Source organism: Sphingomonas sp. FW306-1B-B10E, from assembly GCF_058782005.1.
Genome location: NZ_JBYSXG010000063.1, coordinates 1 through 24,858, shown reverse-complemented (window position 1 = coordinate 24,858; position 24,858 = coordinate 1). Strand labels below are relative to the sequence as shown.

The window sequence follows — 24,858 nt, the reverse complement described above, 5'->3', positions numbered from 1 at the left end:
TCCCCCGACCCCTCCCGCAAGCGGAAGGGGAGCAGAAGAAGAAGATCATGACTCTCTCCTCCACCGGCTTCGTCAATATCGGCGAGCGCACCAACGTCACCGGATCGGCGCGCTTCAAGAAGCTGATCATGAACGGCGACTATGCCGCGGCGGTCGAAGTCGCGCTGCAGCAGGTCGAGGCGGGCGCGCAGGTGCTCGACGTCAATATGGACGAAGGCCTGCTCGACGCGCACGAGGCGATGACCACCTTCCTCAAGCTGATCCAGGCCGAGCCCGACATCGCGCGAATCCCGGTGATGGTCGACTCGTCCAAATGGGACGTGATCGAGGCGGGGCTCAAGTGCGTGTCGGGCAAGCCGATCGTCAATTCGATCAGCATGAAGGAAGGCGTCGACCAGTTCCTCGACCATGCGCGGAAATGCATGGCGTACGGCGCCGCGGTGGTGGTGATGGCGTTCGACGAGGTCGGGCAGGCGGACACCAAGGCGCGCAAGGTCGAGATCTGCGAGCGTGCGTACAAGCTGCTCGTCGGGATCGGCTTCCCGCCCGAGGACATCATCTTCGATCCCAACGTGTTCGCGGTCGCGACCGGGATCGAGGAGCATAACAATTACGGCGTCGACTTCATCGAGGCGTGCCGCGAGATCAAGGCGCGCTGCCCGCACGTCCATATCTCGGGGGGACTCTCGAACCTGAGCTTCAGCTTCCGCGGCAACGAGCCGGTGCGCAAGGCGATGCACTCGGTGTTCCTCTACCATGCGATCCCGGCGGGGATGGACATGGCGATCGTCAATGCCGGCCAGCTCGACGTCTACGACCAGATCGAGCCCGAGCTGCGCACCGCCTGCGAGGACGTCATCCTCAACCGCGATCCCGAGGCGGGCGAGCGGCTGGTCGCCTTGGCCGAGCGCTTCCGCGGCACCGATGCGGTCGCCGAGAAGCAGGCGGCGGAATGGCGCGGCTGGAGCGTCGAGAAAAGGCTCGAGCATGCACTGGTCAAGGGTATCGACCAGTTCGTCGTCGAGGATACCGAGGAATGCCGGCTCAAGGCGGCCAAGCCGATCGAAGTGATCGAGGGCCCGCTGATGGACGGGATGAACGTGGTCGGCGACCTGTTCGGATCGGGCAAGATGTTCCTGCCGCAGGTGGTCAAGTCGGCGCGCGTGATGAAGAAGGCAGTGGCGCATCTGCTGCCCTTCATCGAGGCGGCGAAGGAGCCCGGCGCCAAGGGCAAGGGCAAGGTGGTGATGGCCACCGTCAAGGGCGACGTCCACGATATCGGCAAGAACATCGTGGGCGTGGTGCTCCAGTGCAACGGCTTCGAGGTGGTCGATCTCGGCGTGATGGTGCCGTGGACGCGGATCCTCGAAGCGGCCAACGAGAATGACGCCGACATGATCGGGCTTTCGGGGCTGATCACGCCGTCGCTCGACGAGATGGTCACCGTCGCCGAGGAGATGCAGCGCACCGGCATGACGATGCCGCTGCTGATCGGCGGCGCTACCACCAGCCGGGTGCACACCGCGCTGCGCATCGAGCCGGCGTACAAAGGTCCGGTGGTCCACGTGCTCGACGCCAGCCGCGCGGTCGGCGTCGCGACGACCTTGGTCTCTGAGACGATCCGCGACGATTATGTCGCCAAGATCGCCGCCGAATATGAGGCGGTGCGCGTCGCCCGCGCCAATAAGGGGCAGAGCGAGCTGGTGCCGCTCGCCGCCGCGCGCGATAACGCTTTCGAAGCGGACATGAGCCTCAAGCCAGGCAAGCCGCGGATGCCGGGCGTGCACGAGTTCCTCGACTGGGACCTCGAGGACCTTCGGAAGTATATCGACTGGACGCCGTTCTTCCGCGCCTGGGAGCTTGCCGGCAATTATCCCGCGATCCTCGAGGACAAGGTGGTCGGCGAGAGCGCGACCTCGCTGTTCGCCGATGCGCAGGCGATGCTCGACAAGATCATCGCCGAGAAATGGCTGACCGCGCGCGGCGTCGCGGGGCTCTGGCCGTGCCGCCGCCAGGGCGACGACATCATCGTCCATGTCGAGGACGAGGCGCACGTCACCCTGCCGATGCTGCGCCAGCAGATCGCCAAGCGCGAGGGCCGCGCCAATATGTGCCTTGCCGACTTCATCGACCATCACGGCGACTGGATCGGCGGGTTCGCGGTGGGCATCCACGGGATCGAGCCGCATCTCGCGCGCTTCAAGAACGCGATCGACGATTATTCGGACATCCTGCTCAAGGCGCTCGCCGATCGGCTTGCCGAGGCGTTCGCGGAACGGCTGCACCAGTTCGTCCGCACCTCGCTATGGGGCTATGCCGAGGGCGAGCAATTGACCAACGAGGCGCTGATCAAGGAGCAGTATCGCGGCATCCGCCCGGCGCCGGGCTATCCGGCCTGCCCCGAGCACAGCCTCAAGCCGATCCTGTTCAAGATGCTCGACGCGCACAAGCGCACCGGGATCAGCCTGACCGAAAGCTTCGCGATGCTGCCGACCGCGGCGGTGTCCGGCTTCTATTTCGGTCACCCGCAGGCCGAATATTTCGGCGTGGCGCGGATCGGCCAGGACCAGCTCGAGGAATATGCGACGCGGAGGGGGATCCCGCTGGAACTGGCGACGCGGTATTTGCGGCCGAACCTGGACTGATACCTAGTGCTCCAGCGAAAGCAGGAGCCAAGGGGCGGCAAGCGATGTTCTTCGTGATCCTGGGCTCCTGCTTTCGCAGGAGCACTAGGCAATGCGCGGCCCGGGCCAGCGGTCGCGCGGGTTCGGCGCTTCGACGGTCATGTTGGCGCCTTCGGTCGCACGGACGGGGACCCTCGCGATGTCGAAATCGTGCAGGCAGCGCGCGTTGACGCCGAAATGGTCGGGCGCGCTGCGCTTGCGGTGAAAGACGTATATCCCGCAGCGGCTGCAGAAATAGTGCCGCGCACGGCCGGTGTTCCATTGGTAGAGCGTCAGTAGGTCCTCGCCCGCGACGACTTCGAGCGCGGTTTCAGGGACTTTCGCCATCAGCGCGCCGCGCATTGCGCAGAGCGAGCAATCGCAGGTCGTGAGTTCGTCGATCGACCAGTCGAGCTGAAAGCGAACCCCGCCGCAATGGCACGAACCTTCGATCATATTGTTCTCCGATAGCATGCCCTGCGCCATCGCGGGATTGCGCGTGCCAGCACTGAGTCGCACGCGAGATGTTGGATTTGGCAGGCTTAACTTCGCATTTTTCACGCGATTTGGCTAATTTCGTTGCGTGGTCGCGTAAGGATGTTGCGGCGACGTCATCGCACCATTTTTACGGATCCAAAGAGCCGGAAGGAGCGTCGCACGCGAAATCCAACTTTGGAAGCCGCAGGGAGCGGAGGAGTGCAACGCTCGCGACCTATTTCGTGGCGTCCGCAGGTTCGGCGTAGACGGTATCGGTCGGGCCATAGCCGGTGATGTAGACATGCGCGCCTTCGGGGCCGGTGCGCGCGAAGTGCGGCACCCCCGCCGGCTCGATGTAGAAGCTGCCCGGCGGCAGCGGCTTGCGCAGCGCGTCGTCGGCTTTCGGGCCGTAACCGAAATACCAGGTGCCCGAGACCACTGTCGCGGTGCGCTCGTCCTTGTGGCTGTGCGCGGCGATGCGCGTGTTGGGCGGGACCTTGATCTCTATCGCGAACAGCCCCGGCTTGGTCGGATCGCCGCTCAGCACGCGCGTCTCGACGCCGGCTAGTCCCGACGTGCCCGCGACCGCGCCGATCTGTGGCAACGCGGCGACTTCGGCCGGGGTGAGGCGGACCTCGCGATCTGTGGGAGGCAATGCCAGCAATGCGGCGAGCGCGAATGCCGCGCGCATCACTTGGTACCCAGGAAGTCGGTGACGAGCTTGGTCGTGGCGACGGGATTCTCCTCCATGATCCAGTGGCCCGAAGCGGGGACCACGCCTTCGGTGACGTTGGTCGCGGCAAAGCGCATGATCGTCGCCATCTGCGTGCCGAAGCTCTTCTCGCCTCCCAACGCGAGCACCGGCATCGTCAGCTTGCCCTGCGCGGCAAGGAGCGCGCGATTGTCGATGGCGTCCTGGTCGAAGGCGGCGAATTGCGCAAAGCCCGCGTGCATGTTGCCGGGACGCGCGTAGAGCGCCGCGTAATGCGCGCGCGAAGCCTCGTCGAAATGCTTCGGATCGGCGGAGAAATCGTTCCAGAAGCGATCGAGATAGATGCGCTCGCGCCCGGCGACGAGCCGCTCCATGTCGGGGCCGCCGAAGCGGAAATGCCACAGGATCGGGTTCTTGAGGACCTCCTCCCACGGGCCGATGCCGGGGACGGGGGCGTCGATCAGTACCAGTTTCGTCACGCGCTTCTGGTTCTGCACGGTGAGCGCATAAGCCACCATGTTGCCAATATCGTGCGCGACGACATCGGCGCGATCGACCTTGAGCGCGTCGAGCAACGCGATCATGTCGGCGGCCTGGTTCTTCTTGTCATAGCCGGCCGGCGCGACTGCGGAGAGGCCCATGCCGCGCAGGTCGGGGACGATGACGCGGTGATCGCGCATCAGTGCGGCGGCGAGCGGCGCCCACATGTCGCCGGTCTCGCCATAGCCGTGGAGCAGGAGCACCGCAGGGCCCTTGCCGCCGATGCGGACGTGCAAAGTGGTGCCGTTGGCGGCGATCTCCTGCGCCTGGAAGCTGGCGGGATAGGCAGGGACCTGGGCGTGCGCGGGAAGCGCGGCGGCGAGCAGGACGAGCAGGGGAGCGAGGATGCGCATGGACGGACCTCCGGGCGGCAGGACGCCGCGGGGGCAAGCTATGTTAGATTCGAATGACATTCCAGCGACTGTGCAGGTAGCTCGCGCCACCTTGTTCCGTTCGCTCAGGGCGAACGGGGAGTGGGGTGCGGTTCCGGGCGACACCCGGGGTGACGCTCGGCCCACAATAGGCTAGGCGCCCGGCATCATGCTCAACCTGACCGACATCACGGTGCGCCTCGGCGGGCGCACGATCATCGACAATGCCACCGCCAAGCTGCCGCCCAAGGGCCGGATCGGGCTGATCGGCCGCAACGGCGCGGGCAAGTCGACCTTGGTCAAGGTGATCGCCAGCCAGCTCGAGCCCGATACCGGCACCGTCGACATGCCGCGCGGCGCCAAGCTGGGCTATATCGCGCAGGAAGCCCCGCACGGCGACGCGACTCCGTTCGAGACCGTGCTCGAAGCCGATGTCGAGCGCACCGCCCTGATGGCGGAGAGCGAAACCAGCCAGGACCCCGACCGGCTCGGCGAAGTCTATGAGCGATTGATGGCGATCGACGCCTATACTGCGCCCAGCCGCGCGGCGCAGATCCTGGTCGGGCTCGGCTTCGACGAGGAGATGCAGCATCAGCCGCTCGACAGCTTCTCGGGCGGGTGGAAGATGCGCGTCGCACTGGCGGCGCTGCTCTTCTCGCAGCCCGACATGCTGCTGCTCGACGAGCCTTCGAACCATTTGGATCTCGAAGCGGTGCTGTGGCTGGAGGACTTCCTGAAGTCCTATCCGGCGACGATCCTGCTGGTCAGCCACGAGCGCGACTTCCTCAACAATGTCGTCGATCACATCCTGCACTTGGATCGCGGCAAGCTGACGCTTTATCCCGGCGGCTATGACGCGTTCGAGCGCCAGCGCGCCGAGCGCCAGGCGCAGATCGCCTCGGCGCGCGCCAAGCAGCAGGCGCAGCGCGAGCATCTCCAGGCCTATATCGCCAAGAACAGCGCGCGTGCGTCGACTGCCAAGCAGGCCCAGTCGCGCGTCAAGGCGCTCGCCAAGATGCAGCCGATTGCCGAGCTGGTCGACGATCCGACCTTGAGCTTCGACTTCCCCAATCCCGACGAGCTGCGCCCGCCGCTGATCACGCTCGATCTCGCGACGGTGGGCTATGGCGAGACGCCGATCCTCAAGCGGCTCAACCTCCGCATCGATCCGGACGACCGGGTCGCGCTGCTCGGGCGCAACGGCAACGGCAAGACCACCTTGGCGCGGCTGCTCGCGGCGCAGCTGACGCCGATGGAAGGCGCGATGAACGCCAGCGGCAAGATGCGCGTCGGCTATTTCACGCAGTATCAGGTCGAGGAACTCGATCGCACCGAGACGCCGCTTCAGCACATGACCAGCCTGATGAAGGGCGCGACGCAGGGCGCGGTGCGCGGCCAACTCGGGCGGTTCGGTTTTTCGGGGCAGAAGGCCACCACCGAGGTCGGCAAGCTCTCAGGCGGCGAGCGGGCGCGGCTGGCGCTGGCGCTGATCACCCGCGACGCGCCGCACATGCTGATCCTCGACGAGCCGACCAACCATCTCGACGTCGACGCACGCGAGGCGCTGATCCAGGCGCTCAACGAATATACTGGGACGGTCGTGCTGGTCAGCCACGACCGCCACATGCTCGAAATGACCGCCGACCGGCTGGTGCTGGTCGACCAGGGCACCGCGAAGGAGTTCGACGGCAGCCTCGACGATTACATCGCCTTCGTGCTGAGCAAGGAAGGGCAGGGGCCGAAGCTGTCCAAGGCCGACAAGAAGGAGGCGCGCCGCCTCGCGACCGAGGCGCGGGAGAAGGAAAGCGAGCTGCGCAAAGCGGCGAAGGCGGCCGAGGCCGAGCTTGCCAAGCTCAACGAGCAGCGCAGCGCGGTCGATCGGGCGATGTTCGATCCGAGCACCGCCGATGCGGCACTGGCCAAGCTGAGCATGACCGAGCTGATGAAGCGCCGCGCTGAGCTGAGCGACAAGATCGACGCGGCCGAGGCAGCCTGGATGGGAGCAAGCGAGGCGCTGGAGGGCATCGACGCCTGAGGCCGAGCGCGATGGCCTGAGGCGGTTGGTATTGGCCTTCGCAAGGGGGACGCTTGCGGCAGCGCTCGCTTGTCTCAGAGGACGTTGTCGTCAGGTACCCGAACAGGCACGTTCCGGGTGCCACGAAGGATCAGGAAGAGAATTGCCGGAACGGGGATTGCGAACTGCAGGATCCAGGGCGCAAAAGGACCGGCGCGCAGTCCGGCGGCACCGAGCAACAGGAAACTGACCGGGCTGAAGGTCCAGCCTCCATTGGTCCAGTCGATCGCGAACGTCATGAACGAGAAGAGCACCGCTATGGCCCACAGCCATTTCAAGCGCAGCCCTTTCGTTCGCAGGACCAGGACAAAAGCGACGAGCGATACGATTAGCGCGACAGCCATCGCAACGAGCCACGCATATTGGATTGCGCTTTTTCCTTCGAGGGTGAAGGCGTTGATGGAAGAGGGCGCTCGGTCAAACGGCTGGATGAAGACACTGTCGACCGTGGTTGCACCATTTCCTTCGCGTAGCACGATCTGGATGATGGCCCACCGCTGACCGTTGCCGGTTTCGAAGGTGAATTGCTTCCACGTGAGCGTGACGCCGTTGGCGGTCTGCCACATGCTCTTGACGTCCAGAAGCGTCGGTCGTTCCTGCGGCGCCAGCGTCTGCATTCGCGCAATTGTTTCCTGACTGAGATGATCCTTCAGCCCCGGGGTCCCGCGGTTCCAGATCGTGGCGGCGTCGCCTCGCTGCACCGCAGTTGCAATCTGCAGGGAAAGCTCTCGCTCGGCCGGCGTGCTGATCTTCTCGATCATCGCCTGCGGCGAGCAACCCGCCAGCACCAGTGCCAAAATGCCCAATATCAATCCGCGCAAATCGACTTCCCCCTTGTCGACTATTTTTACGCAGTCTCAGCCGAACGACAACTGGGGTGAATGATCTCGTCAGCGAATCTGCCCTGACGGAAATGAAGTCCGTCTCAACGCAGCTGGCTGTCCTTGCTCCCGCGCCGGTTGATCCCCGCGCTCCGGACATTGGCGTCGCGACCCGATTGGCACGGCACGCAGGTGCGGACGCCCGGCAGCGCGCGGCGACGCGGCTCGGGGATGTCGTCGCCGCAGACCGTGCAATATTTGGCACTCTCGCCCGAGGGCATCCGCGCCCGCGCGGCGGTGACCGCGTCCGCGACCGTATCGTCGATCTGATCCTGCACGGCGCCGTCCTGCGCCCATCCGTTGGCCATCGTACCCGTCCGGCTAAAGCTTTCTATTCCTTGTAAAATGGGTGGCATGTCGCGCGGTTCCAAGCCCAGCCTTGCCGCGGCGCGCGGGCGCGCTACACCGTCTGGCGAAACAGGGAGAGCGCAATGGCCAGTGTCGCGGCCGAGCCGAGTGCCAAAGAGATGCGGCTGGTAATCAGCGCGTCGTCGCTGGGCACCGTGTTCGAATGGTATGACTTCTTCATCTACGGCACGCTCGCCGCTTCCGGGATCATCGGGCGGACCTTCTTCCCCGCGGGCAACGAAGTGCTGCAGACCCTGCTCGCCTGGGCGGGGTTCGCGGTCGGCTTCGGCTTCCGGCCGCTGGGCGCAGTGCTGTTCGGCTATCTCGGCGACAAGCTCGGGCGCAAATACACCTTCCTCGTCACGATTACCCTGATGGGCGTCGCCACCGCCGGGGTCGGGCTGGTGCCGAGCTATGCGGCGATCGGGATGGCCGCGCCGGTGCTGATCATCCTGCTGCGCATCTGCCAAGGGCTCGCGCTCGGCGGCGAATATGGCGGCGCGGCGATCTATGTCGCCGAGCATTCGCCGCATGGCCGCGCGGGTTTCCACACCAGCTTCATCCAGGCGAGCGTCGTCGGCGGGTTCATCCTCAGCCTTGCGGTGGTTTTGGTCTCCAAATTCGCGCTGGCGCAGGTCTGGGGCGATTGGGGCTGGCGGGTGCCGTTCCTGTTCTCGATCGTGCTGCTCGCAGTGTCGCTGTGGATGCGGCTCAAGCTTTCCGAGAGTCCGGTGTTCAAGGCGATGAAGGAAGCGGGGGAAACCGCGGCCAATCCCTTCGTCGAGAGCTTCACCTATCCGGGCAACGGCAAAAGGCTGTTCGTCGCGCTGTTCGGGATCGCTGCGGGGCTGACGGTGATCTGGTACACTTCGATGTTCTCGGTGCTGTCGTTCCTCTCCGGACCGATGCGGCTCGATCCCACCGCGGCGCAGCTGATCACCGGCGGCTCGGCGATCATCGGCATGGGCTTCTTCCTGTTCTTCGGCCATTTGTCCGACAGGATCGGGCGCAAAATTCCGATCGTGGTCGGCTATGCGCTGACCCTGGTGCTGCTCTTCCCCTTGTTCTGGATCATCGGCAGCGCCGCCAATCCCGATCTCGCCAAGGCGGCGCGGCGGGCGCCGGTGATCGTCTCGGGCCCGCATTGCGGGTACGATCCGTTCGCGGCGAAGCAGGCCGACGAATGCGGCCAATTGCTCGACCATTTCTCGAAGAAGGGCGTCGCCTACACCACGACGCGCGCGCCGGCGGTGACCGTCTCGATCGGCGGGCTGCCCACGGCCGACACCAGCCCGGCCGGGCTCGACGCGGCATTGGCGGCGGCGGGCTATCGTCTCGAGCCTGCGGTGCCTCCGCCAGGCAATATCGCGATCATCATGCTCGCGATTCTCGCGCTGATGGCGCTCTCGGGGGCGACCTATGGCCCGGTCGCGGCATTGCTGGCGGAGATGTTCCCGTCGCGGATCCGCTACAGCTCGATGTCGATCCCCTATCATATCGGCACCGGCTATTTCGGCGGGTTCCTGCCGCTGATCAGCCAGTACATCGTCGCGCGCACCGGCGATCCCTATGCCGGTCTGTGGTACACCTTCGCGGTGGTGGCGATGGCATTGGGGGTGACCGCCTGGGGTTTGCAGGAGACGGTGGCGCGCACGCCCGCCAGGCGCTAACCGCGCTGGCATGACGCATTCCCCCTTGAGGCTGAGGCTCGACGGCGACGCGCTCGTCGCCAATTGGCGGCTGCTGCGCGATCTGAGCGGCAGCGCGGCGTGCGGCGCGGCGGTCAAGGCGGATGGCTATGGTCTCGGCGCGCGCGAAGTCATGCGGCGGCTGGCGGAGGCGGGATGCCGCGACTTCTTCGTTGCGGTGTGGAGCGAGACGCGGGCGTTGGCCGATCTCGGCGTGCCGGTGTCGGTGCTTCACGGCGTCCGCGACGCTGATATGGCCGATCGGCCTGGCAATGCGCGCCCGGTGCTCAATTCGGTCGAGCAGGTGCGGCGCTGGCGTGAGGCGGGCGGAGGCGCCTGCGACGTGATGGTCGATACCGGGATGAACCGGCTGGGCATCGCGATCGAGGATGTCGCCGCAGGGCTGCTCGACGGGCTCGCGATCGACACGCTGATGAGCCATCTCGCCTGCGCCGACGAGGATGTGCCGCTGAACGAGCGGCAACGCGCGGCGTTCGGAGGGCTGCGCGGGCGGACTTCGGCCAAGCGGATGAGCCTGGCCAATTCGGCGGGGATCGCGCTCGGCATGGACTACGCCTTCGACCTGACACGCCCAGGTATCGCGCTCTATGGCGGGCGGCAGCGCGTCGCGCATGCAGGCATCCGCCAGGTCGTCACTCCGCAAGCGCAGGTGATCCAGCGGCGACGCGTGAAGGCGGGCGAAATCGTCGGCTACAACGCCACCTTCACGGCCCCTGCGGACACCGAAGTGGCGGTGCTCAACCTCGGCTATGCCGACGGCTATCTGCGCTGCTTCTCGGGCAAGGGAAGCGCGCGGGCGGGCGAGGCGCTGCTGCCGGTGCTCGGCCGGGTATCGATGGACCTTACCGCGATCGGCGTCGATGCGGCGCCTGAACTGGCCGAGGGCGACTGGGTTTCGATCGGCTATGACCTGCCGGAGACCGCGGCGGTGAGCGGCCTATCGCAATACGAATTGTTGACCGGGCTCGGTCGGCGCTTTGACCGAAACTGGATCTAGGCGCCGCTTACGGTCCAGGGATCGACAGGCTCGGCGCGGATCCAGCGTGTGGCGAGCCATTTGGCCCCCGCCGTCACTGGCGCGCCTGCATGCAACGCGCGCGTGTCGGGTGATCCGTCGGGAAGCAGGGTATCGAAAACGATCGCGTCGCCGCCTTGCGGCCTGATGCTGAGGCCGAGCAGCGGAAACTGCGTTTCGCCGCCACCGAATCCTTGGTTTAGGTAGACCAGCACCGTCCGGATACGCTGATTGGCGGCGCCGGCGATGGTATCGAGATGGCGCCGATACTGTTGTCCCGGGCGATAGCGCAGGACGGTGAGCGGTTCGCCGTGCTCGACTGTCGTGTGGCTTGCGGCGGCGATCCGCAGGTTCAGCGCGCGGAGTACCAAATCCTCTCGCGCAGGGCCGATCGCGCCGACATCGGAGGTGCGCACGGGATGTGGCACCAATTGGCCGGTTCGCGGATCGACTACCTGTGCCGGCTCGAGCAGTTCAGACCCGCTCATCGCGACATGGGCGCATTCCTGCTCGCTAAAGATGCCAGAATACCGAACGACCCGAGGCGCCTCGCTGAGTATTTCGGGTTCGGGAATGCTGCGCGGATTGCCGTCCGCGGCTAGCGCCATTTCGCTCAGCAATGCGCGATGTGTCGCAGCGACGGGATCGTTTGCCGCTGCCTTGTCCAACAGCGCGCATGCGCCGGCCCAGTCAGGCGCGTCGACATTGCCATTGCCGTTCGCTGTCAGGGCAATTTCCATCAGCGCGCCGTCGACATGGCCGATCTCGACGGCCCGACGCAATGCGCTTCGGGCGCCGCGGATATCTCGAGAGAAGAGCGTGCCGGCCAGACGCCATACCGCGAGTTGCATGAGCGCCTGCGCGTCGCCGTCGCGGCCCGCTGCCTCGAGCAATGCCACCGCAGCCGGGACATCGCCGCGCGATATCAGCGCATGTGCTCGATCTATCGGGTTCCCCGCCATGGCACCCGTCTAGCGCGAATTCAGGCCAAACAAAAAGGGCCGGGGAATGATCCCCGGCCCTCCTTGATTGATGGCCTAGCTATCAGAACTTCGCGTTGAAGCCTGCGTAGAAGAAGCGGCCACGGTTATCGTAGATACCCGATCCCGAGCCGACGCCGGTGAGGCCGTACGGCGGCTTGGTGTCACCCAGGTTCGACACACCGCCGTAGAAGTTGAACGCGTCGTTCACTTCCAGGTCGAAGCGGATGTCGTGATAGGTCGTCGACGGATACTGCGCGATCTGCGCATAATCCGGGTTCTGCGGGGGGCCATCATTGACCGCGTTATAGTCTTCCCACGTGTTCAGGTACATCTTGCTGATATAGCGGAAGGTGTGGCCGATCGTGAATGCGCCGAGCTTCAGGTCGGTGTTGATGTTGAAGTTATCCCGCGGATCGCCAAGCTCCTCCGTGATGACGTTCTTGAAGTCCGGGCGCGACGGATCGGTGAAGTTGTCACGCTGGATCAAGTGAGTCCACACGCCCTTCAGGCTGAGGCGACCGAAGCCAAGATCACGGTTATAGCCGATCTGAGTATCGATGCCGCGTGCCTTATACTGAGCGTAGTTCTGCGGGATCTCCTGGAGCGAACCCTGAATGACCTGGAAAGGCTGTTCGCCGTTGGGGCCGCCACCTGCACCCGAACGCTCGAAAAGCGCGCAGAACTGGTTGTCCAGCGACGGTGCGTCGTAGCACGCGTCGAGGACCTGCTGCGGGGTCGGGCCGGTGATCACGTCGTCGATCGTGATATCCCAATAATCGACCGAAATGGCGAGGCCGGGCACGAAGGTCGGCTGGAAGACACCGCCGAGCGTGAACGACTTGGAGCTCTCCGCCTTCAGGTTCGGGTTGCCGCCGGCAGTCGTCTCGATCGACGAGGTGTAGACGAAGTCATACCCCGCCGGCCGACCGGCCGCCGTGCAGTTCGCCGAACGGGTCGCCGAACCGGTGTTCAGATTGCGTGCCGAGCAGGGATCGTTCGGCGCCGGCGCGAAGTTCTGGCCAGGAGCGGAGTAGAGATCACCCAGATACGGCGCGCGCACCGACTTGGAGTAGGACCCGCGCAGCATCAGGTCGCGGACCGGACGCCAGGTGAGGCCGCCGCTGTAAGCGTAGACGGTGCCAGCCCCGCCCTTATAGTCCGCGACGCGGCCCGAGGCGTTGATCGTCAACTCCTGCATCAGCGGAGCGTCCTTGACCAGCGGCAGCGAGAGTTCGCCGAACAACTCCTTCACTTCGAAGGCAGGCGCCTCGAAGCTGGGGATGGCGTTGTAGAAGGCGTAACCTGCCTGCGTCAGATCATCGAGATCGTAGGACAGGGTTTCACGACGATATTCGGCGCCCAGCGAGACGCCGATCGCGCCGCCCGGCAGGTTGATCGGCAGGTTGCCCGAGACGAAGCCGTTCGCCACGAACTGGCTGGACTTGCCCGTCGCAGTGGTCGGCGTAACCAAGTAGTTCAGCGCGGCCTGGCTGACCGAGCCTTCGCCGAACGGGTTGAGCGGAACGCAGGCCGCGATGTCAGAGGCGAGCTGCGCCGGGTTTCCAGCAACGTCGTCACCAGCGTAGCGCGCGTCGACCTGCGAGCGGCAGACGATCTGGCCGGCGGCATTGCGGGTCGTGTCCAGTGCCAGCAGGTACCGCTGGGTGTTGACGTTGCCCGTGATCACGCTCGATTCGTGGTGCTCGCTGTAGTTCGCCGAAACTTCGTAGTTCCAGTTCGAACCCAGGTCGCCGCGAACACCGACGACGGCGCGCCAAAGCTCGCGCTTCATCTCTTCGTCGCGCGTGCCGAGATCGACCCAGTTACGACGCAGCGAGAAGCGGTACGTGCCGGCAGCGACCTGCGCGAGGGAGAGGGCCTGGTTGGCGGTGCCCGCCGCGATCTGCGCCGCAGTAGCATTGGCGGGAATGAATAATCCACCAGTGTTTGGATTGACTCCCGAGTTGATCGCCGCGGTCAGCTGTGAGGCGATCGTGCCGCGTGCGGCTGCCGACAGATACGGGTTGTCGAGGCGGATGGCTTCGCGATTGACGATACCGCCTGCTGCGCTGCCGGTGCCCGAGCCGTAGGAGCGATCGTTGAGACCCGGAACGATAATGCCGTCGCCGAGCGTCTGGCCCTGCGAGAAGAACGGGCCGCTCTGCGAGCCGAACGCCTCGGTGCGGACATACTTGGCTTCGAAGAACGGCACGAAGGCCGGCGAGACTTCGAAATGGCCGAGCGCGTTGAACACGTAACGCTTGAGGTCCGGCGACAGCACGGTGAGCTTGCCTTCGCGGCTGGTGGTGCCGTTGCCGCCGATGAAGCTGCCGTTCGGACCGAGGCCGACGCGCACGCCGGTCTGCGGCGTGAGCGCGCCGCCCGGCTGGAACAGATAGGCGCAGGTGAATGCCGAGCCCACCGCGTCGCGGCCGCAGGGCGCGGTAGCGGTGTTGGCGTAACGAATACCCAACTGACCGCCGAGCGAGATGGTGGTCGAACGGATGTCGCGGAAGTAGAGGCGATCCGCGGTATCGTCGAACGACGACGTCGTATCGGTGTCGACGACGACGAAGTTGTTGTTGGTCCGCAGGTTCGGGCGGCCCGAAGCGTAATAGTCGTCCTGGTGCGCAAACTCGGCGTTGAACGCGATGTTGCCGCGGCCGTCGGCGAAGTTCTTGCCGGCGACGAGCGAGATATACTGGTTGCCTGCGTCGCCATAGGTGCTGATGCCGGTCTGGCCGTGCAGCTCGATGCCGTCGTAATTGTCCTTCAGGATGAAGTTGACCACGCCCGCAATTGCGTCCGAACCGTAGATCGACGAGTTGCCGCCGGTGACGATGTCGATGCGGTCGATCAGGTCGGTCGGCAGCGTGTTGATGTCGACGGCGTTGCCGTTGTTGATGATGTCAGCCGAAGTCTGGCGGCGGCCGTTGATCAGCGTCAGCGTGCGCGCGCGGCCAAGGCCACGCAAATCGAGGAAGTTGACGCCGCGGGTGCCGAGGCCCGAAGTCGAGTTCTGCGAACCCAGCGAGCTGCGCAGCTGCGGCAGGTCGTTGAGCACGTCGCCCACCGACACGCGGCCAGTCTCGAAAATTTCCTCGCTGGTGACGGTGGTCACCGGCACCGGCGAATCGTCGTTCGGGCGACGGATGCGCGAACCGGTCACGACGACGGTCGAGTCATCGTCGTTTGCCTGAGTGGTGTCGGTCTGCGCTGCCTCTACGGGCTCGCTGGACTGCGCCTGCGCGACGAGAGGGAACAGGAACGCGGCGCTCGCCAAGGCGGTCGCACCGAGAAGACGGCTGGTTTTCATGTTTAAGGCCCCTGCGAGCGTGAATGCTCGATTGACCCTATGACGCCCTATCGGGGTGCCCCCACGCAAGGCAGATTGTGAACTACCGATTAATTCGCAATGCCCCTGTTGCAGATATGCTACAGCCGTTTTCGCAATGTTGCGCCGCGTTGCAGCGCGACGCAACATTAGAACAGAAGTGTCTGGCTGCGGTATAACGCTTGCGTCGACACATACCAGAAACACGACCAAATGCTATAATTGTACGACGAATGCTAGCGCTCCACGCACATGGCGATCCCCATGCCGCCGCCGATGCACAGGGTTGCAAGGCCCTTCTTCGCGTCGCGCTTCTGCATCTCGTAGATCAGAGTGGTCAGCACGCGCGCGCCCGATGCGCCGATCGGATGGCCGATTGCGATCGCGCCGCCATTGACGTTCACCTTGTCGGGGTCCCAGCCCATGTCCTTGCCGACTGCCAAGGCCTGCGCGGCGAACGCTTCATTGGCCTCGATCAGGTCGAGGTCCTCGACCTTCCAGCCGGCCTTTTCCAGCGCCTTGCGGCTGGCGGGTACGGGGCCGATTCCCATGATCGACGGGTCGACGCCGACGCTCGCCCAGCTGGCGATTCGCGCGAGGATCGGTGCGCCGCGCTTCTCAGCCTCGTCGCGGCGCATGAGGACGAGCGCGGCGGCGCCGTCGTTGAGCCCCGAGGCATTGGCGGCGGTGACGCTGCCGTCCTTCTTGAAGGCGGGGCGCAGGCCGGCAATCCCGTCGACGGTCGCGCCGGTGCGGATATATTCGTCATCGGCGACGACGGTGTCGCCCTTGCGGCCCTTGATCGTCACCGGGGCGATCTCGTCCTTGAAGCGACCCTCGGCGCGCGCCTTCTCGGCGAGGTTCTGCGAGCGGACCGCGAAATTGTCCTGGTCGCCGCGGGTGACTTGGTACTGCTCGGCAAGGTTCTCGGCGGTGATGCCCATGTGATAGCCGTTGAACACGTCGGTCAGCCCGTCCTTGATCATCGTGTCGACCAGGCTGAGATCGCCCATCTTGGTGCCGGGGCGCAGCGACTGGGCGTGCGGGCTAAGCGACATGCTCTCCTGGCCGCCCGCGACGACGATCGTCGCGTCGCCGGTGGCGATCGCCTGATAAGCGAGCGCGACGGCGCGCAGGCCCGAACCGCAGACCTGCTGGACGCCCCAGGCGGGGACTTCCTTGGGAACGCCCGCCGCCATCGAGGCCTGGCGGGCGGGGTTCTGGCCCTGCGCCGCGGTGAGCACCTGGCCGAGAATGACTTCGCTGACTTCCTCGCCCTTCACGCCGGCTTGTTCGAGCGCGGCCTCGATCGCGACGCGGCCGAGCTCGTGCGCCGGCGTATTGCCGAAGGCGCCGAGGAAGCTGCCGACCGGGGTGCGCTTGGCGGCGGTGATGACGATATCGGTCATGAAGGACTCCTGCGGCGAGTGTCTTGGGATCGTTGCCGGCTATCTAGTGGGGGCAAGGGCGGTTAGCCAGTCCGCAAGCGGTTGCCACAATGCCGCGCGCGCGCGGCCGCCGACGATCATCCCGACATGGCCCATCGCCAGTTCGCGGACCTCGCCGAGGCGCGCGGCGCTGGCGGCGGGGACGATGCGGTCGGTGGTCGAGACGAAGGAGAGTGCGGGAACGTCGAGCGTCGCCGGATCGATCTTGCGCCCATCGACCTGCCAGCGGGCATTGCCGGGCAGGTCGGCGACGAAGAAATCGTCGAACAACTGGCGGCCTGCGGCAAAGGTCAGCGGCGCGCCGCCATTGGCCCAATCCTCGAGCCGCACGAACGCGCGCGCCTCGTCGCTGGCGGGATCGAGCCGGGCAAAGCGCTCGAACTTGGCAACGGTGCGCTTGGGGTCGAGCTGCCAGAAGCCCGCCTGGAGCACTTCCATCGGCACCAGCCCGAGCTGCTCGCAGGTCGCATGCGCCTCGTCCCACAAGGCCGAGATCGGTTCGAGCGCGTCGCCATAGCCGGCGAAGCGCCACGGCGCGGCAATGGTCACGAGCCCTGCGGTGCGGACCGCAGCGGCGGCGGCAATCGCGATCGTCCCGCCCAGGCAATAGCCTGCCAATATCGGCGGGCGGTCGAGCGTGGCGAGCAGCGGCAGCAGCAATTGCTCGACATGCGCGGTGACGTCCTGCGCGCGGTCCTCCGCGGTCGGCGTGCCCCAATCGACCAGCAAGGGGCGTACGCCTTGCCCGGCGAGCCAGCCGAGTAGCGAATTGTCGTCGGCGAGATCGAGCACCAGCGGTGGGTTGATCAGCGACGGGACGAATACGACCGCTATCCCGCTGCCGCCATAATCGCGCAGCATCGCGCGGCCCGCCTGCGCGACCACGGGCCGAGGCGGCCGCGGCGCTGCCCGCGGCGCCTCCTGATAGGCGCGCAATCCGGCAAGTGCTGCGGCGCGTCGATCGGACGATGCTGCAGTTTCGCTGCGCAGCAGTTCGAGAAACAAGGGCAGGGGCCGGGGGCCTTGTTGCGATGCGGCAAAGGATGTTAGGGTATCATCATTCACGCGCGGGGGTTTCCATGAAGAAAGCTGCTACGGGTACGGGCCCGGTGATCATCAAGAAATACGCCAACCGGCGGCTCTACAACACCGAAACCTCGTCCTATATCACGCTCGATCATCTCGCTGCGATGACGCGCGAAGGCCGCGACTTCAAGGTCGTCGACGCCAAGACCGACGAGGACATCACGCACAACGTCCTGACGCAAATCATCATGGAGGAGGAAGCGCGCGGCACGTCGATGCTGCCGGTCAATTTCCTGCGCCAGCTGATCTCGCTGTACGGCGATTCGATGCAGGCGATGGTGCCGGGCTATCTCGAAGCGTCGATGGACAGCTTCCGGCGCAACCAGGAGCAGTTCAAGTCGGCGGTCGAAGGCGCCTTCGCCAATTCGCCCTTCGCCGAGATCGCCAAGCGCAACATGGCGATGTTCGAGGCGGCGGCGGAAGCGTTCAAGCCGGGCGCCGCAGGCGGGATCGCGCCGGCAGCGCCCGCGCCCTCACCCGCCGCAGAGGGCGGCGACGACGTTTCGGCGCTCAAGGCCGAACTGGCGCGGCTGCAGGACAAGATCGAGAAATTGGGGAAGTAGCACGGCGAAGGCCAGGCTCTCGTCAACACCGTTCGCCCTGAGCTTGTCTAAAGGCGGTCCTTGTTACCTTGCGGTTTAGGAAGAACGGTGCTTCGACAAGCTCAGCACGAACGGAAGTTTTCCGGCTGCGAGTGCGCTCTCGCGGACTAGAGCGTCTTTCGCGCCCCGAACCCGCCCAGCGCCGCCTGGATCTCTTCGGCGCTGATCATCTTCTGCTCGATGACGCAGCGCAGCCCCAGTCCGTCGAAGCCGTGATAGCTCGCGGCGGTGGCGAAGGCGATCGTCGTGTCGGCGCGCGCCTCGGCGCCGCGCACGGCTTTGGCCGGCAGCGGAACCGTCTCGCCGAAGCGGGTGCCCGACGAATCGGCGACGACGCGCGCGGCCTCGTCGACGATCGAGATGCGGGTGCGCGCCCATTCCTTTTCGCCGAACAGCGAGCGGTCGGAGATGATGGCGGGGATGCGCTCTTCCCAGTCGAATTCGACGTAGAAGACGCCGGCCGGGCGGCCTTCGCAGCCGCGCGGGCGGATCCCGGTGACGAACACCAGAACCGCGCGGTGATCGGACCAGGGATTCTGCCAGACTTCGTCGGTGAACCACTGGTCGTGATACGTGCTGCCCATCGCATTGAGGAATTGCGGGGCATTGGCGACATTGGTCTGGCGGACGCGCGCATTGGGGTCCGACGAGATGATGATGCGTCCCGCGGGATCGGCAACGAAGGCATTGAGATAATAAGGCGACGTCTCAGTGAACACCGCGAGGCGCGCCTGTGCGGCGGCGACCTTTTCCGGGGTCGGATCGAGCGTCGCGGCGATGACCTCCGAATCGGACGCCATCAGCCGCAGGTCGACGCTGCGGCCATAGAGGTGCCGCGTGACATTCTGGATCAGCGCCTGGGCGAGTTCGACCAAGCGCGTGCCCTCGATGTCGCCGACCATCTCGTCGGCGATGCCGGCACCCATTGCGAGGCGCTCGCGGACTTCGGAACGGAATTCGAGGCTGGCATGGCGCGCCTGCTGGGCGAGCGCCTTGACCTCCTGTGCGACCACCGAGAAGCCGCGGCCCGCCTCGCCCGAGCGGGCAGCCTCGATCGCGGCGTTGAGCGCGAGGAGATTGGTGCGCGCGGCGATTTCCTCGCTCGTGCTGGCGAAGCTGTCGACTTCGTCGCGAAGGACGGAGAGCAGGGAGCGGATCCGGCGTGGCACGGATCCGATTGCTACCGCCCATTGGTTAACGGAGCGTTGGGTTTTCGCCGCCGCAACGAGAAAAAGATCAGGGCTTCCTGAACTTAAGCGTCATCCGGTCGCTCTCGCCGATCGCGGCATACTTTGCGCGGTCGACATCCTTGAGCGTGTAGGTCGGCGGCAGGGTCCACACGCCATTCGGCCAATCGGCGCTGTCCTTGGGATTGGCATTGACCTCGGACGCGGCGACGAACTTGAAGCCGGCCTGCTCGGCGAGGCGACGGACGGTCGACACCTTGATATAGCCGCTGCTCTTCTCGCGCTCGACGCTCGCGCTCTCGGGCAGGCGATGGTCCTCGATGCCGAGCACGCCGCCGGGCTTGAGCATCGCGAACATCTGCGCGAAGGCCTTGGGCGAGTAATCGCCCTCCTGGTTGCCGATCCGCCAATTATGGACGTTGCGGAAGGTCAGCACCACGTCGGCGCTGCCGTCCGGAACCTTGGGCTTGCCCTCGGTCCAAGGGAAAGCGGCGAGCTTGAGCGGGCCGTAGACCGCGGCGTTCTTCGCCTGCAGCGCCTCGATATTCTTGACCCCGTTGGGCCACGGCACCGCCGCGTAGAGCGTACCCTTGCCGGCGGTGAGCGGCGCGAGGATCTCAGTATACCAGCCGCCGCCGGGCCAGATCTCGACCACGGTGTCGCCGGGCTTGGCCCCGAAGAAGCTCAAGGTCTCGAGCGGATGGCGATATTGGTCGCGGGCGACGTTCGCGGGGGTGCGGGTGGTCGCGGCGACCGCCTCCTGGAGCGCATGCCGCTGGGTCCGCGGCTCGCCCGCGGCGACGCTCGCGACGGCGATGGCGGTGGTGAGAAGGCCGAGCACGGTCAGGGTCTGGCGCATCGCATTTCCTTACCTAGATGGCACCGGCCATGTGGGAGTTTTTCGGAACGATGCAACAACAATTATGGGGCGGCGCGGCGGTTGCGGTGGTGCTCGCGATCGGCAGCGGCTTCGGCGAGCATCGTCGCCGCCGCCGCCGTCATGCCGACCGGGTGGGCTTCGTGCCGTGGACCTTGGTTCAGGTTCTCGCGATGTTGATGGCGGTGGTGCTGGCGAGCATCGCGCTTAATTTGCGTTGAGGCATGGCAAAAGGGGGCTGCGTCGCGAGCGCGTCTGTTCCCCGGCGAAGGCCGGGGCCTAGGTTCGATGAACCCGGCGAGTGGACACGGTTCTTTCGAAGGACATGGCAACTGGGCCCCGGCCTTCGCCGGGGAACAAGTGAACACCGGGGCAAACACTAGTAGAAGTCGGCGAGCACGAGGCTGCGTTCGGTGCCGTCACACAGTTTGAGCCGGACGGTCCGCCCCGGGGCGCCGATCGTCCATTCGATCCTTCCGTCCTTCGCATCCTCCGCCACCGGCACACCGTCGGCCGCGCAGATCCGCTCGCCCGCCTGCCACCCGCCGGCCGCCGCAGGAGAGCCGCGCATGACATGCGCGATGCGGAGCGCGGTGCCGGTGAATTCGACGAGCAGCCCGCTGGTCGAGCGCGGGAAGGGCGCGGCGACCGCCTTGCCGGGCGCAAGGATCATACGCCCGGCGCGCGCATCGAGCAGTATGTGATAGCGCTGCAGCATCGCATTGCCGAGCCGACCCGCGGCGCCCACCGATGCGGAAAAGCCGCCTTCGCCTTCGATCCGGATCTCGGCCTCGCGCGGGGGCATCCCGGCCAGGCCCAACGATGGCACGACCAACGTGTCGGTGACCGAAGGGCCGCCCATCCCCCAGCCCAATGTCGTCGTCATCCGGGCGCCGCGATAGCCGGTGGAGGCCCAGGCCGGGCGGCTCAGGGTTAGCGCGCCGCCATCGCCGGTGTCGACGATAACCGGCTTGAGCAGCTTGCCCGCGACGCTGAGCTCGGTTTGATAGACGCCGCCGGGGACCCTGCGGCGTAGTGGCGCGGTGCTGCCGGGGAACGGCAGCCGCCCGCTCGACAGGATGCGCAGGCGGTGCGCGTCATAATCGATCTCGATCGCGCAGCAGCCGAGGATGTCGGCACCGACCAATATGTCCGCTCCGAAGCGCACTTCGCCCGCCGGATCGGCGATCCCGACGCGGCCGTGCGTGCGGGTCAGCCCGCCGAAGCGGATCGACTCGGCATCGGCCCAGCCGACCTCGACGCCGCCGCCGATCGCGATCGCCCGCTGGCGCCGCGCCGCGACCAGCCCCGCGGTCCTGGCGAAGCGGCTGGTGACGATCGTGTCGCTCAGCCCGGTGTCGAGGATCGCCCAGGCCGGATGCCCGTTGAGCTCGATCGGAAAGCGGACCTGATTATAAACGGTCAGGTCGAAATCGATCCAGCGCGCCTCGGTATCGCGCGCGAGCGTGGTCGCAGCGGTGAGCTGAAGAGCGAGCAGGGCGAGCACCGCCCGGCCTTTACCGCCGAACCGCCCGGCACCGCCAGCCTTGCTTCAGAGGCACGCCTCGAGCATCGCCTGGTCGAAGCCATATTGCTTGGCCTTGTCGAGCGTATAGGGGCGCAGGCCCATCGAACGATACTCGCCGATGATCTTGCCGTCGGCCGACTCGTCGAGATATTCGAACTTGAACAGCTCCTGGGTGACGATCACCGGGCCTTCCATGCCGATCACCTCGGTAACGTTGGTCACCCGGCGCGAACCATCGCGCAGGCGCTTGACCTGGATGATCAGGTCGACCGAGTCGGCGATCTGGCGGCTGATCGCTTCCTTGGGCACCTTGATGTCCGACATCATCACCATGTTCTCCATACGGGCGAGCGCCTCGCGCGGAGAGTTGGAGTGGAGCGTGCACATCGAGCCGTCGTGGCCGGTGTTCATCGCCGAGAGCATGTCGAAGCACTCGCTACCACGAATTTCGCCGAGGATGATGCGATCCGGGCGCATACGCAGCGCGTTCTTCACCAGGTCGCGGATGGTGATCTCGCCCTGGCCTTCGAGGTTGGGCGGGCGCGTTTCGAGCGGCAGCCAGTGCGGCTGCTGCAGGCGGAGTTCGGCGGCGTCCTCGATCGTCAGCACGCGCTCGCCCGGGTCGATCATCTTCGACAGGGCGTTGAGCATCGTCGTCTTGCCTGAGCCGGTGCCGCCCGAGATGACGATGTTGAAGCGGCTGGCGCCGGCGATCTTGAGCGCGGTGGCCATCTTCTGGCTCATCGAGCCGCCATTGGCCATCATGTCGAGCGTGATCGGCTTGGCCGAGAATTTACGAATCGAGATCGCCGTGCCGCGCAAGCTCAGCGGCGGCACGATGACGTTGACGCGGCTGCCGTCCTTGAGGCGGGCGTCGGCGAGCGGCGTGGTCTGGTCGACGCGGCGGCCGACCGAGTTGCAGATGCGCTGGGCGATCTGGAACAGATGCTCTTCGTCGCGAAACTGGATGTTGGCGAGCTCGAGCCGGCCCTTGCGCTCGATATAGGTCTGCTCGGGGCCGTTGACCATGATGTCCGAGATGGCCGGGTCAGACAGCAATTCCTCGAGCGGCCCCAACCCGAGCAACTCGTCGACGAGCACCTTCTCGAGCGCGAACTGCTCGCGGCGATTGAGCGTGAGCTTCAGCTCGGCGAGCACTTCGCCGATGATCGGGCGGAATTCCTCGGCCAGCTCGTCCTTGGTCAGCGTCGCCGCCGCCTCGGGATCGACACGTTCGAGCAGGCGCGGCAGCACCTGTTCCTTGATCCGGTGGATCGAGGCCTCGAAGCCCTCGACGCGCGAATTGCCGGCATCGCCGGATGTCGCCTGGCGATCGGCGAGTCGCTGAAGCGCTTCGCTATTGGCCGCGTTGCCGGCAGAAGGATCGCGCTGCTCCATCGGATCGCCAGCCGCGGCGCCGGGAAGCGGCACGCTGTTCAGCGGCGGAAACTGCTCGCCGCCGGCCGGCAAGGGATCGGAGGGGCGCGGCGCGGGCCCGGGACCTTGCATCGGTCGCGCGACGCCGAAAGCCGGTCGTCCACCGGCTGCACCGCCACCCATTCCGTTGCGTCGTCCGAAAGCGCTCATCGGTTAACCTGTAATCCCCGCGATTGGGCAGGCTTAGCCGCCAAGCCTTTAGAATTGCCTAACCAATCTCCATCCGCGTCGCACTTGTCGCTAATCCGGCGCTGTGGGAGACTTGCGCGAACCCAAGGTAGGTGCCGCATGTGGCTGTCGCTCGCGCTGCTTTCGATTACGCCGGTCCAGGACCGCGAGCCGCTCGACTGGCTGATCGGCACCTGGTGCACCGATCCCGGCGACGGCGAGCAGACCTGCGAGACCTGGACGGGATATGACCGCAGGCAGGAAGCGCACGGTATCAGCGTGACGCATGGCCCGCGCGGCACGACGCGCGACAAGATGACGCTCATCAACGACGCCGGGCGGCTTGTCCTGCATGCCGAGCCGGAAGGGCAGGCGCGCGCCGACTTCTATTGGACGACGCGCGATTATGCGCCGGCGACCTCGATCTCGTCAACGAAAAGCACGATTATCCACAGCGCATCCACTATTGGCGCGAGGGCGCGTTGCTGATCGCGGAGATCTCGCTGATCGACGGCAGCAAGCCGCAGCGCTGGACTTATGAGCGCGTGAAATGACTAGGCCGGATAAAGCGTGATCGCGAACATCGTCGCGGCGGGATGGTTTGTCCGAAACATGACCAGGATCCCGATGTCCCCTTCGTTGCAGACCAGGGTGTCGAGCACGAACTGCGGTTCGGCAGGCTTGCGTTTCCCATCTGCAAGGACAAATCCTCGCTTGAGCAAACGCTGCAGCAGCGCCTCATAGGCGATCGTAATGAGAGCACCTTCAAATCGGACTCTGCAGCCCGCTTTGCCGGGTTCGACGCCGATCCTGAGTTGGCCATCGTCGACCTGCTTCGTCGCCCACAGCCCCTCTTCGTCGGCCGGAGCGAGTGCATAACCCTGCGCTGACATTTCCGCCGCATTGTCGAGGTGAATGCGCTGCCGCAGCACGAGCACGCCGTCGCGCAGCACAGCCTGCTCGACAGCGTCGACGATTGCCGCATCGGGATTTTCCATGCCCATTTCGGCAGGGATACGGCAGTAGCCGGCCAAGTCACGCCGATCCGGTCGCAACTATCTCCGATACGGACGAAACGGCTTCCCCTGGAATCGCGGCTACGCTGATTCCTTAGAAGGTCACTCGGCCTTTTCGGCGAGCACGGTCAGGCCGCGCTCGTTGACTTCGGCGAAGCCGCCTTCGATGCGGATCGTCTCGGGCGCGGTGGCGCCGGTCTTGTAGATTTCGAGATTGCCGTCGCGGATGGTCGACATCAGCGGCGCATGCCCTTCGAGCACGCCGAAGTCTCCCTCGGTGCCGGGGACGACGACCATGTGCACGTCCTCGGAGCGGACGAGACGTTCGGGCGTGACGAGTTCGAAGTGCAGCATTTTCTTTGTCTTCCTAAGCCCCTCCCCTTCAGGGGAGGGGTTGGGGGT

23 protein-coding genes are annotated in these 24,858 nt (G+C 65.7%); 8 read left to right on the top strand and 15 right to left on the bottom strand.

Annotated elements, in window-relative coordinates; genetic code table 11:
- The first annotated feature begins 47 nt into the window (after nt 1–47).
- Nucleotides 48–2,645 carry a methionine synthase gene (metH, locus tag AC3WJI_RS18875; protein ID WP_492758838.1) on the top strand — a complete coding sequence of 866 codons (2,598 nt, stop codon included), beginning with the start codon at nt 48–50 and terminating at the stop codon, nt 2,643–2,645.
- Nucleotides 2,646–2,729: 84 nt separating this feature from the next.
- On the opposite strand, the gene AC3WJI_RS18870 is transcribed toward metH, so the two are convergent.
- From AC3WJI_RS18870 to AC3WJI_RS18860, 3 genes are all read right to left on the bottom strand, one after another.
- Nucleotides 2,730–3,182, bottom strand: a complete 453-nt coding sequence (locus AC3WJI_RS18870) for a GFA family protein (protein WP_492758836.1) — start codon at nt 3,180–3,182, stop codon at nt 2,730–2,732.
- 193 nt (nt 3,183–3,375) lie between these two features.
- Nucleotides 3,376–3,831: a cupin domain-containing protein gene (locus AC3WJI_RS18865; protein ID WP_492758835.1), complete on the bottom strand. Its 456-nt coding sequence runs from the start codon at nt 3,829–3,831 to the stop codon at nt 3,376–3,378.
- A complete protein-coding gene (locus AC3WJI_RS18860; RefSeq protein ID WP_492758834.1) occupies nt 3,831–4,745 on the bottom strand; it encodes an alpha/beta fold hydrolase in 915 nt (304 codons plus the stop codon). The genes AC3WJI_RS18865 and AC3WJI_RS18860 overlap by 1 nt, the downstream gene beginning before the upstream one ends.
- Nucleotides 4,746–4,932: 187 nt before the next feature.
- On the opposite strand from AC3WJI_RS18860, the gene AC3WJI_RS18855 reads away from it, so the two are divergent.
- Nucleotides 4,933–6,798, top strand: a complete 1,866-nt coding sequence (locus tag AC3WJI_RS18855; protein ID WP_492758833.1) for an ABC-F family ATP-binding cassette domain-containing protein — start codon at nt 4,933–4,935, stop codon at nt 6,796–6,798.
- Between the two features lie 74 nt (nt 6,799–6,872).
- Here AC3WJI_RS18855 and AC3WJI_RS18850 read toward each other — a convergent pair whose 3' ends face one another.
- Nucleotides 6,873–7,598, bottom strand: coding sequence for a hypothetical protein (locus AC3WJI_RS18850; RefSeq protein WP_492758832.1), 726 nt, complete (start codon nt 7,596–7,598; stop codon nt 6,873–6,875).
- On the opposite strand from AC3WJI_RS18850, the gene AC3WJI_RS18845 reads away from it, so the two are divergent.
- Nucleotides 7,579–7,722, top strand: a complete 144-nt coding sequence (locus AC3WJI_RS18845; RefSeq protein WP_492758831.1) for a hypothetical protein — start codon at nt 7,579–7,581, stop codon at nt 7,720–7,722. The genes AC3WJI_RS18850 and AC3WJI_RS18845 overlap by 20 nt on opposite strands.
- A 40-nt stretch (nt 7,723–7,762) precedes the next feature.
- Here the strand turns inward: AC3WJI_RS18845 and AC3WJI_RS18840 are convergent, their stop codons facing one another.
- Nucleotides 7,763–8,026 carry a DksA/TraR family C4-type zinc finger protein gene (locus tag AC3WJI_RS18840; protein WP_492758830.1) on the bottom strand — a complete coding sequence of 88 codons (264 nt, stop codon included), beginning with the start codon at nt 8,024–8,026 and terminating at the stop codon, nt 7,763–7,765.
- 123 nt (nt 8,027–8,149) lie between these two features.
- Between AC3WJI_RS18840 and AC3WJI_RS18835 the strand changes: the two genes are divergently transcribed.
- Nucleotides 8,150–9,736, top strand: a complete 1,587-nt coding sequence (locus AC3WJI_RS18835; protein ID WP_492758829.1) for an MFS transporter — start codon at nt 8,150–8,152, stop codon at nt 9,734–9,736.
- A gap of 10 nt (nt 9,737–9,746) precedes the next feature.
- A complete protein-coding gene (locus tag AC3WJI_RS18830; protein WP_492758828.1) occupies nt 9,747–10,772 on the top strand; it encodes an alanine racemase in 1,026 nt (341 codons plus the stop codon).
- On the opposite strand, the gene AC3WJI_RS18825 is transcribed toward AC3WJI_RS18830, so the two are convergent.
- The 4 genes from AC3WJI_RS18825 to AC3WJI_RS18810 all read right to left on the bottom strand — a co-directional run bounded on the left by AC3WJI_RS18825 (nt 10,769) and on the right by AC3WJI_RS18810 (nt 17,566).
- A complete protein-coding gene (locus AC3WJI_RS18825) occupies nt 10,769–11,689 on the bottom strand; it encodes a 2OG-Fe(II) oxygenase (protein ID WP_492758827.1) in 921 nt (306 codons plus the stop codon). The genes AC3WJI_RS18830 and AC3WJI_RS18825 overlap by 4 nt on opposite strands.
- A 145-nt stretch (nt 11,690–11,834) precedes the next feature.
- The gene (locus tag AC3WJI_RS18820; RefSeq protein ID WP_492758826.1) at nt 11,835–15,089 is read right to left on the bottom strand and encodes a TonB-dependent receptor domain-containing protein; all 3,255 of its coding nucleotides are present in this window, start codon (nt 15,087–15,089) and stop codon (nt 11,835–11,837) included.
- A 254-nt stretch (nt 15,090–15,343) separates the two neighbouring features.
- A complete protein-coding gene (locus AC3WJI_RS18815; protein WP_492758825.1) occupies nt 15,344–16,516 on the bottom strand; it encodes an acetyl-CoA C-acetyltransferase in 1,173 nt (390 codons plus the stop codon).
- A gap of 39 nt (nt 16,517–16,555) precedes the next feature.
- Nucleotides 16,556–17,566 carry an alpha/beta fold hydrolase gene (locus AC3WJI_RS18810; protein ID WP_492758837.1) on the bottom strand — a complete coding sequence of 337 codons (1,011 nt, stop codon included), beginning with the start codon at nt 17,564–17,566 and terminating at the stop codon, nt 16,556–16,558.
- A 68-nt stretch (nt 17,567–17,634) separates the two neighbouring features.
- On the opposite strand from AC3WJI_RS18810, the gene phaR reads away from it, so the two are divergent.
- The gene (gene phaR, locus AC3WJI_RS18805) at nt 17,635–18,204 is read left to right on the top strand and encodes a polyhydroxyalkanoate synthesis repressor PhaR (protein WP_492758824.1); all 570 of its coding nucleotides are present in this window, start codon (nt 17,635–17,637) and stop codon (nt 18,202–18,204) included.
- 146 nt (nt 18,205–18,350) lie between these two features.
- Here phaR and AC3WJI_RS18800 read toward each other — a convergent pair whose 3' ends face one another.
- Nucleotides 18,351–19,412 (bottom strand): methyl-accepting chemotaxis protein, encoded by a 1,062-nt coding sequence (locus tag AC3WJI_RS18800; RefSeq protein ID WP_492758823.1) that lies wholly within the window; start codon nt 19,410–19,412, stop codon nt 18,351–18,353.
- Between the two features lie 67 nt (nt 19,413–19,479).
- Nucleotides 19,480–20,289, bottom strand: a complete 810-nt coding sequence (locus tag AC3WJI_RS18795) for a class I SAM-dependent methyltransferase (protein WP_492758822.1) — start codon at nt 20,287–20,289, stop codon at nt 19,480–19,482.
- 17 nt (nt 20,290–20,306) lie between these two features.
- Here AC3WJI_RS18795 and AC3WJI_RS18790 point away from each other — a divergent pair, with 17 nt between their 5' ends.
- Nucleotides 20,307–20,528 carry a hypothetical protein gene (locus AC3WJI_RS18790; RefSeq protein WP_492758821.1) on the top strand — a complete coding sequence of 74 codons (222 nt, stop codon included), beginning with the start codon at nt 20,307–20,309 and terminating at the stop codon, nt 20,526–20,528.
- A 158-nt stretch (nt 20,529–20,686) separates the two neighbouring features.
- Here AC3WJI_RS18790 and AC3WJI_RS18785 read toward each other — a convergent pair whose 3' ends face one another.
- On the bottom strand, nt 20,687–21,814 hold the full coding sequence (locus tag AC3WJI_RS18785; protein ID WP_492758820.1) for an aspartyl protease family protein: 1,128 nt from the start codon (nt 21,812–21,814) through the stop codon (nt 20,687–20,689).
- A gap of 45 nt (nt 21,815–21,859) precedes the next feature.
- The gene (locus tag AC3WJI_RS18780; RefSeq protein ID WP_492758819.1) at nt 21,860–23,422 is read right to left on the bottom strand and encodes a TadA family conjugal transfer-associated ATPase; all 1,563 of its coding nucleotides are present in this window, start codon (nt 23,420–23,422) and stop codon (nt 21,860–21,862) included.
- A 138-nt stretch (nt 23,423–23,560) separates the two neighbouring features.
- On the opposite strand from AC3WJI_RS18780, the gene AC3WJI_RS18775 reads away from it, so the two are divergent.
- Complete coding sequence (locus AC3WJI_RS18775) at nt 23,561–23,929, top strand: hypothetical protein (RefSeq protein ID WP_492758818.1); 369 nt, start codon at nt 23,561–23,563, stop codon at nt 23,927–23,929.
- 65 nt (nt 23,930–23,994) lie between these two features.
- Here AC3WJI_RS18775 and AC3WJI_RS18770 read toward each other — a convergent pair whose 3' ends face one another.
- Together AC3WJI_RS18770 and AC3WJI_RS18765 are read right to left on the bottom strand one after the other, a co-directional pair.
- Nucleotides 23,995–24,438, bottom strand: coding sequence for a hypothetical protein (locus tag AC3WJI_RS18770; protein WP_492758817.1), 444 nt, complete (start codon nt 24,436–24,438; stop codon nt 23,995–23,997).
- Nucleotides 24,439–24,558: 120 nt separating this feature from the next.
- Nucleotides 24,559–24,810 (bottom strand): ATP synthase F1 subunit epsilon, encoded by a 252-nt coding sequence (locus AC3WJI_RS18765; protein ID WP_492758816.1) that lies wholly within the window; start codon nt 24,808–24,810, stop codon nt 24,559–24,561.
- Nucleotides 24,811–24,858 lie beyond the last annotated feature (48 nt).

What these genes read in the sequence shown, in the direction of transcription:
- AC3WJI_RS18865 (WP_492758835.1), bottom strand. Translation starts at nt 3,831, where the DNA reads ATGCGCGCGGCATTCGCGCTCGCCGCATTGCTGGCATTGCCTCCCACA.
- AC3WJI_RS18815 (WP_492758825.1), bottom strand. Translation starts at nt 16,516, where the DNA reads ATGACCGATATCGTCATCACCGCCGCCAAGCGCACCCCGGTCGGCAGC.
- AC3WJI_RS18770 (WP_492758817.1), bottom strand. Translation starts at nt 24,438, where the DNA reads ATGGAAAATCCCGATGCGGCAATCGTCGACGCTGTCGAGCAGGCTGTG.
- AC3WJI_RS18795 (WP_492758822.1), bottom strand. Translation starts at nt 20,289, where the DNA reads ATGCGCCAGACCCTGACCGTGCTCGGCCTTCTCACCACCGCCATCGCC.
- metH (WP_492758838.1), top strand. Translation starts at nt 48, where the DNA reads ATGACTCTCTCCTCCACCGGCTTCGTCAATATCGGCGAGCGCACCAAC.
- AC3WJI_RS18835 (WP_492758829.1), top strand. Translation starts at nt 8,150, where the DNA reads ATGGCCAGTGTCGCGGCCGAGCCGAGTGCCAAAGAGATGCGGCTGGTA.
- phaR (WP_492758824.1), top strand. Translation starts at nt 17,635, where the DNA reads ATGAAGAAAGCTGCTACGGGTACGGGCCCGGTGATCATCAAGAAATAC.
- AC3WJI_RS18850 (WP_492758832.1), bottom strand. Translation starts at nt 7,598, where the DNA reads ATGATCGAGAAGATCAGCACGCCGGCCGAGCGAGAGCTTTCCCTGCAG.
- AC3WJI_RS18780 (WP_492758819.1), bottom strand. Translation starts at nt 23,422, where the DNA reads ATGAGCGCTTTCGGACGACGCAACGGAATGGGTGGCGGTGCAGCCGGT.
- AC3WJI_RS18775 (WP_492758818.1), top strand. Translation starts at nt 23,561, where the DNA reads ATGTGGCTGTCGCTCGCGCTGCTTTCGATTACGCCGGTCCAGGACCGC.
- AC3WJI_RS18765 (WP_492758816.1), bottom strand. Translation starts at nt 24,810, where the DNA reads ATGCTGCACTTCGAACTCGTCACGCCCGAACGTCTCGTCCGCTCCGAG.
- AC3WJI_RS18830 (WP_492758828.1), top strand. Translation starts at nt 9,747, where the DNA reads ATGACGCATTCCCCCTTGAGGCTGAGGCTCGACGGCGACGCGCTCGTC.
- AC3WJI_RS18840 (WP_492758830.1), bottom strand. Translation starts at nt 8,026, where the DNA reads ATGGCCAACGGATGGGCGCAGGACGGCGCCGTGCAGGATCAGATCGAC.
- AC3WJI_RS18820 (WP_492758826.1), bottom strand. Translation starts at nt 15,089, where the DNA reads ATGAAAACCAGCCGTCTTCTCGGTGCGACCGCCTTGGCGAGCGCCGCG.
- AC3WJI_RS18790 (WP_492758821.1), top strand. Translation starts at nt 20,307, where the DNA reads ATGGCACCGGCCATGTGGGAGTTTTTCGGAACGATGCAACAACAATTA.
- AC3WJI_RS18855 (WP_492758833.1), top strand. Translation starts at nt 4,933, where the DNA reads ATGCTCAACCTGACCGACATCACGGTGCGCCTCGGCGGGCGCACGATC.
- AC3WJI_RS18860 (WP_492758834.1), bottom strand. Translation starts at nt 4,745, where the DNA reads ATGCGCATCCTCGCTCCCCTGCTCGTCCTGCTCGCCGCCGCGCTTCCC.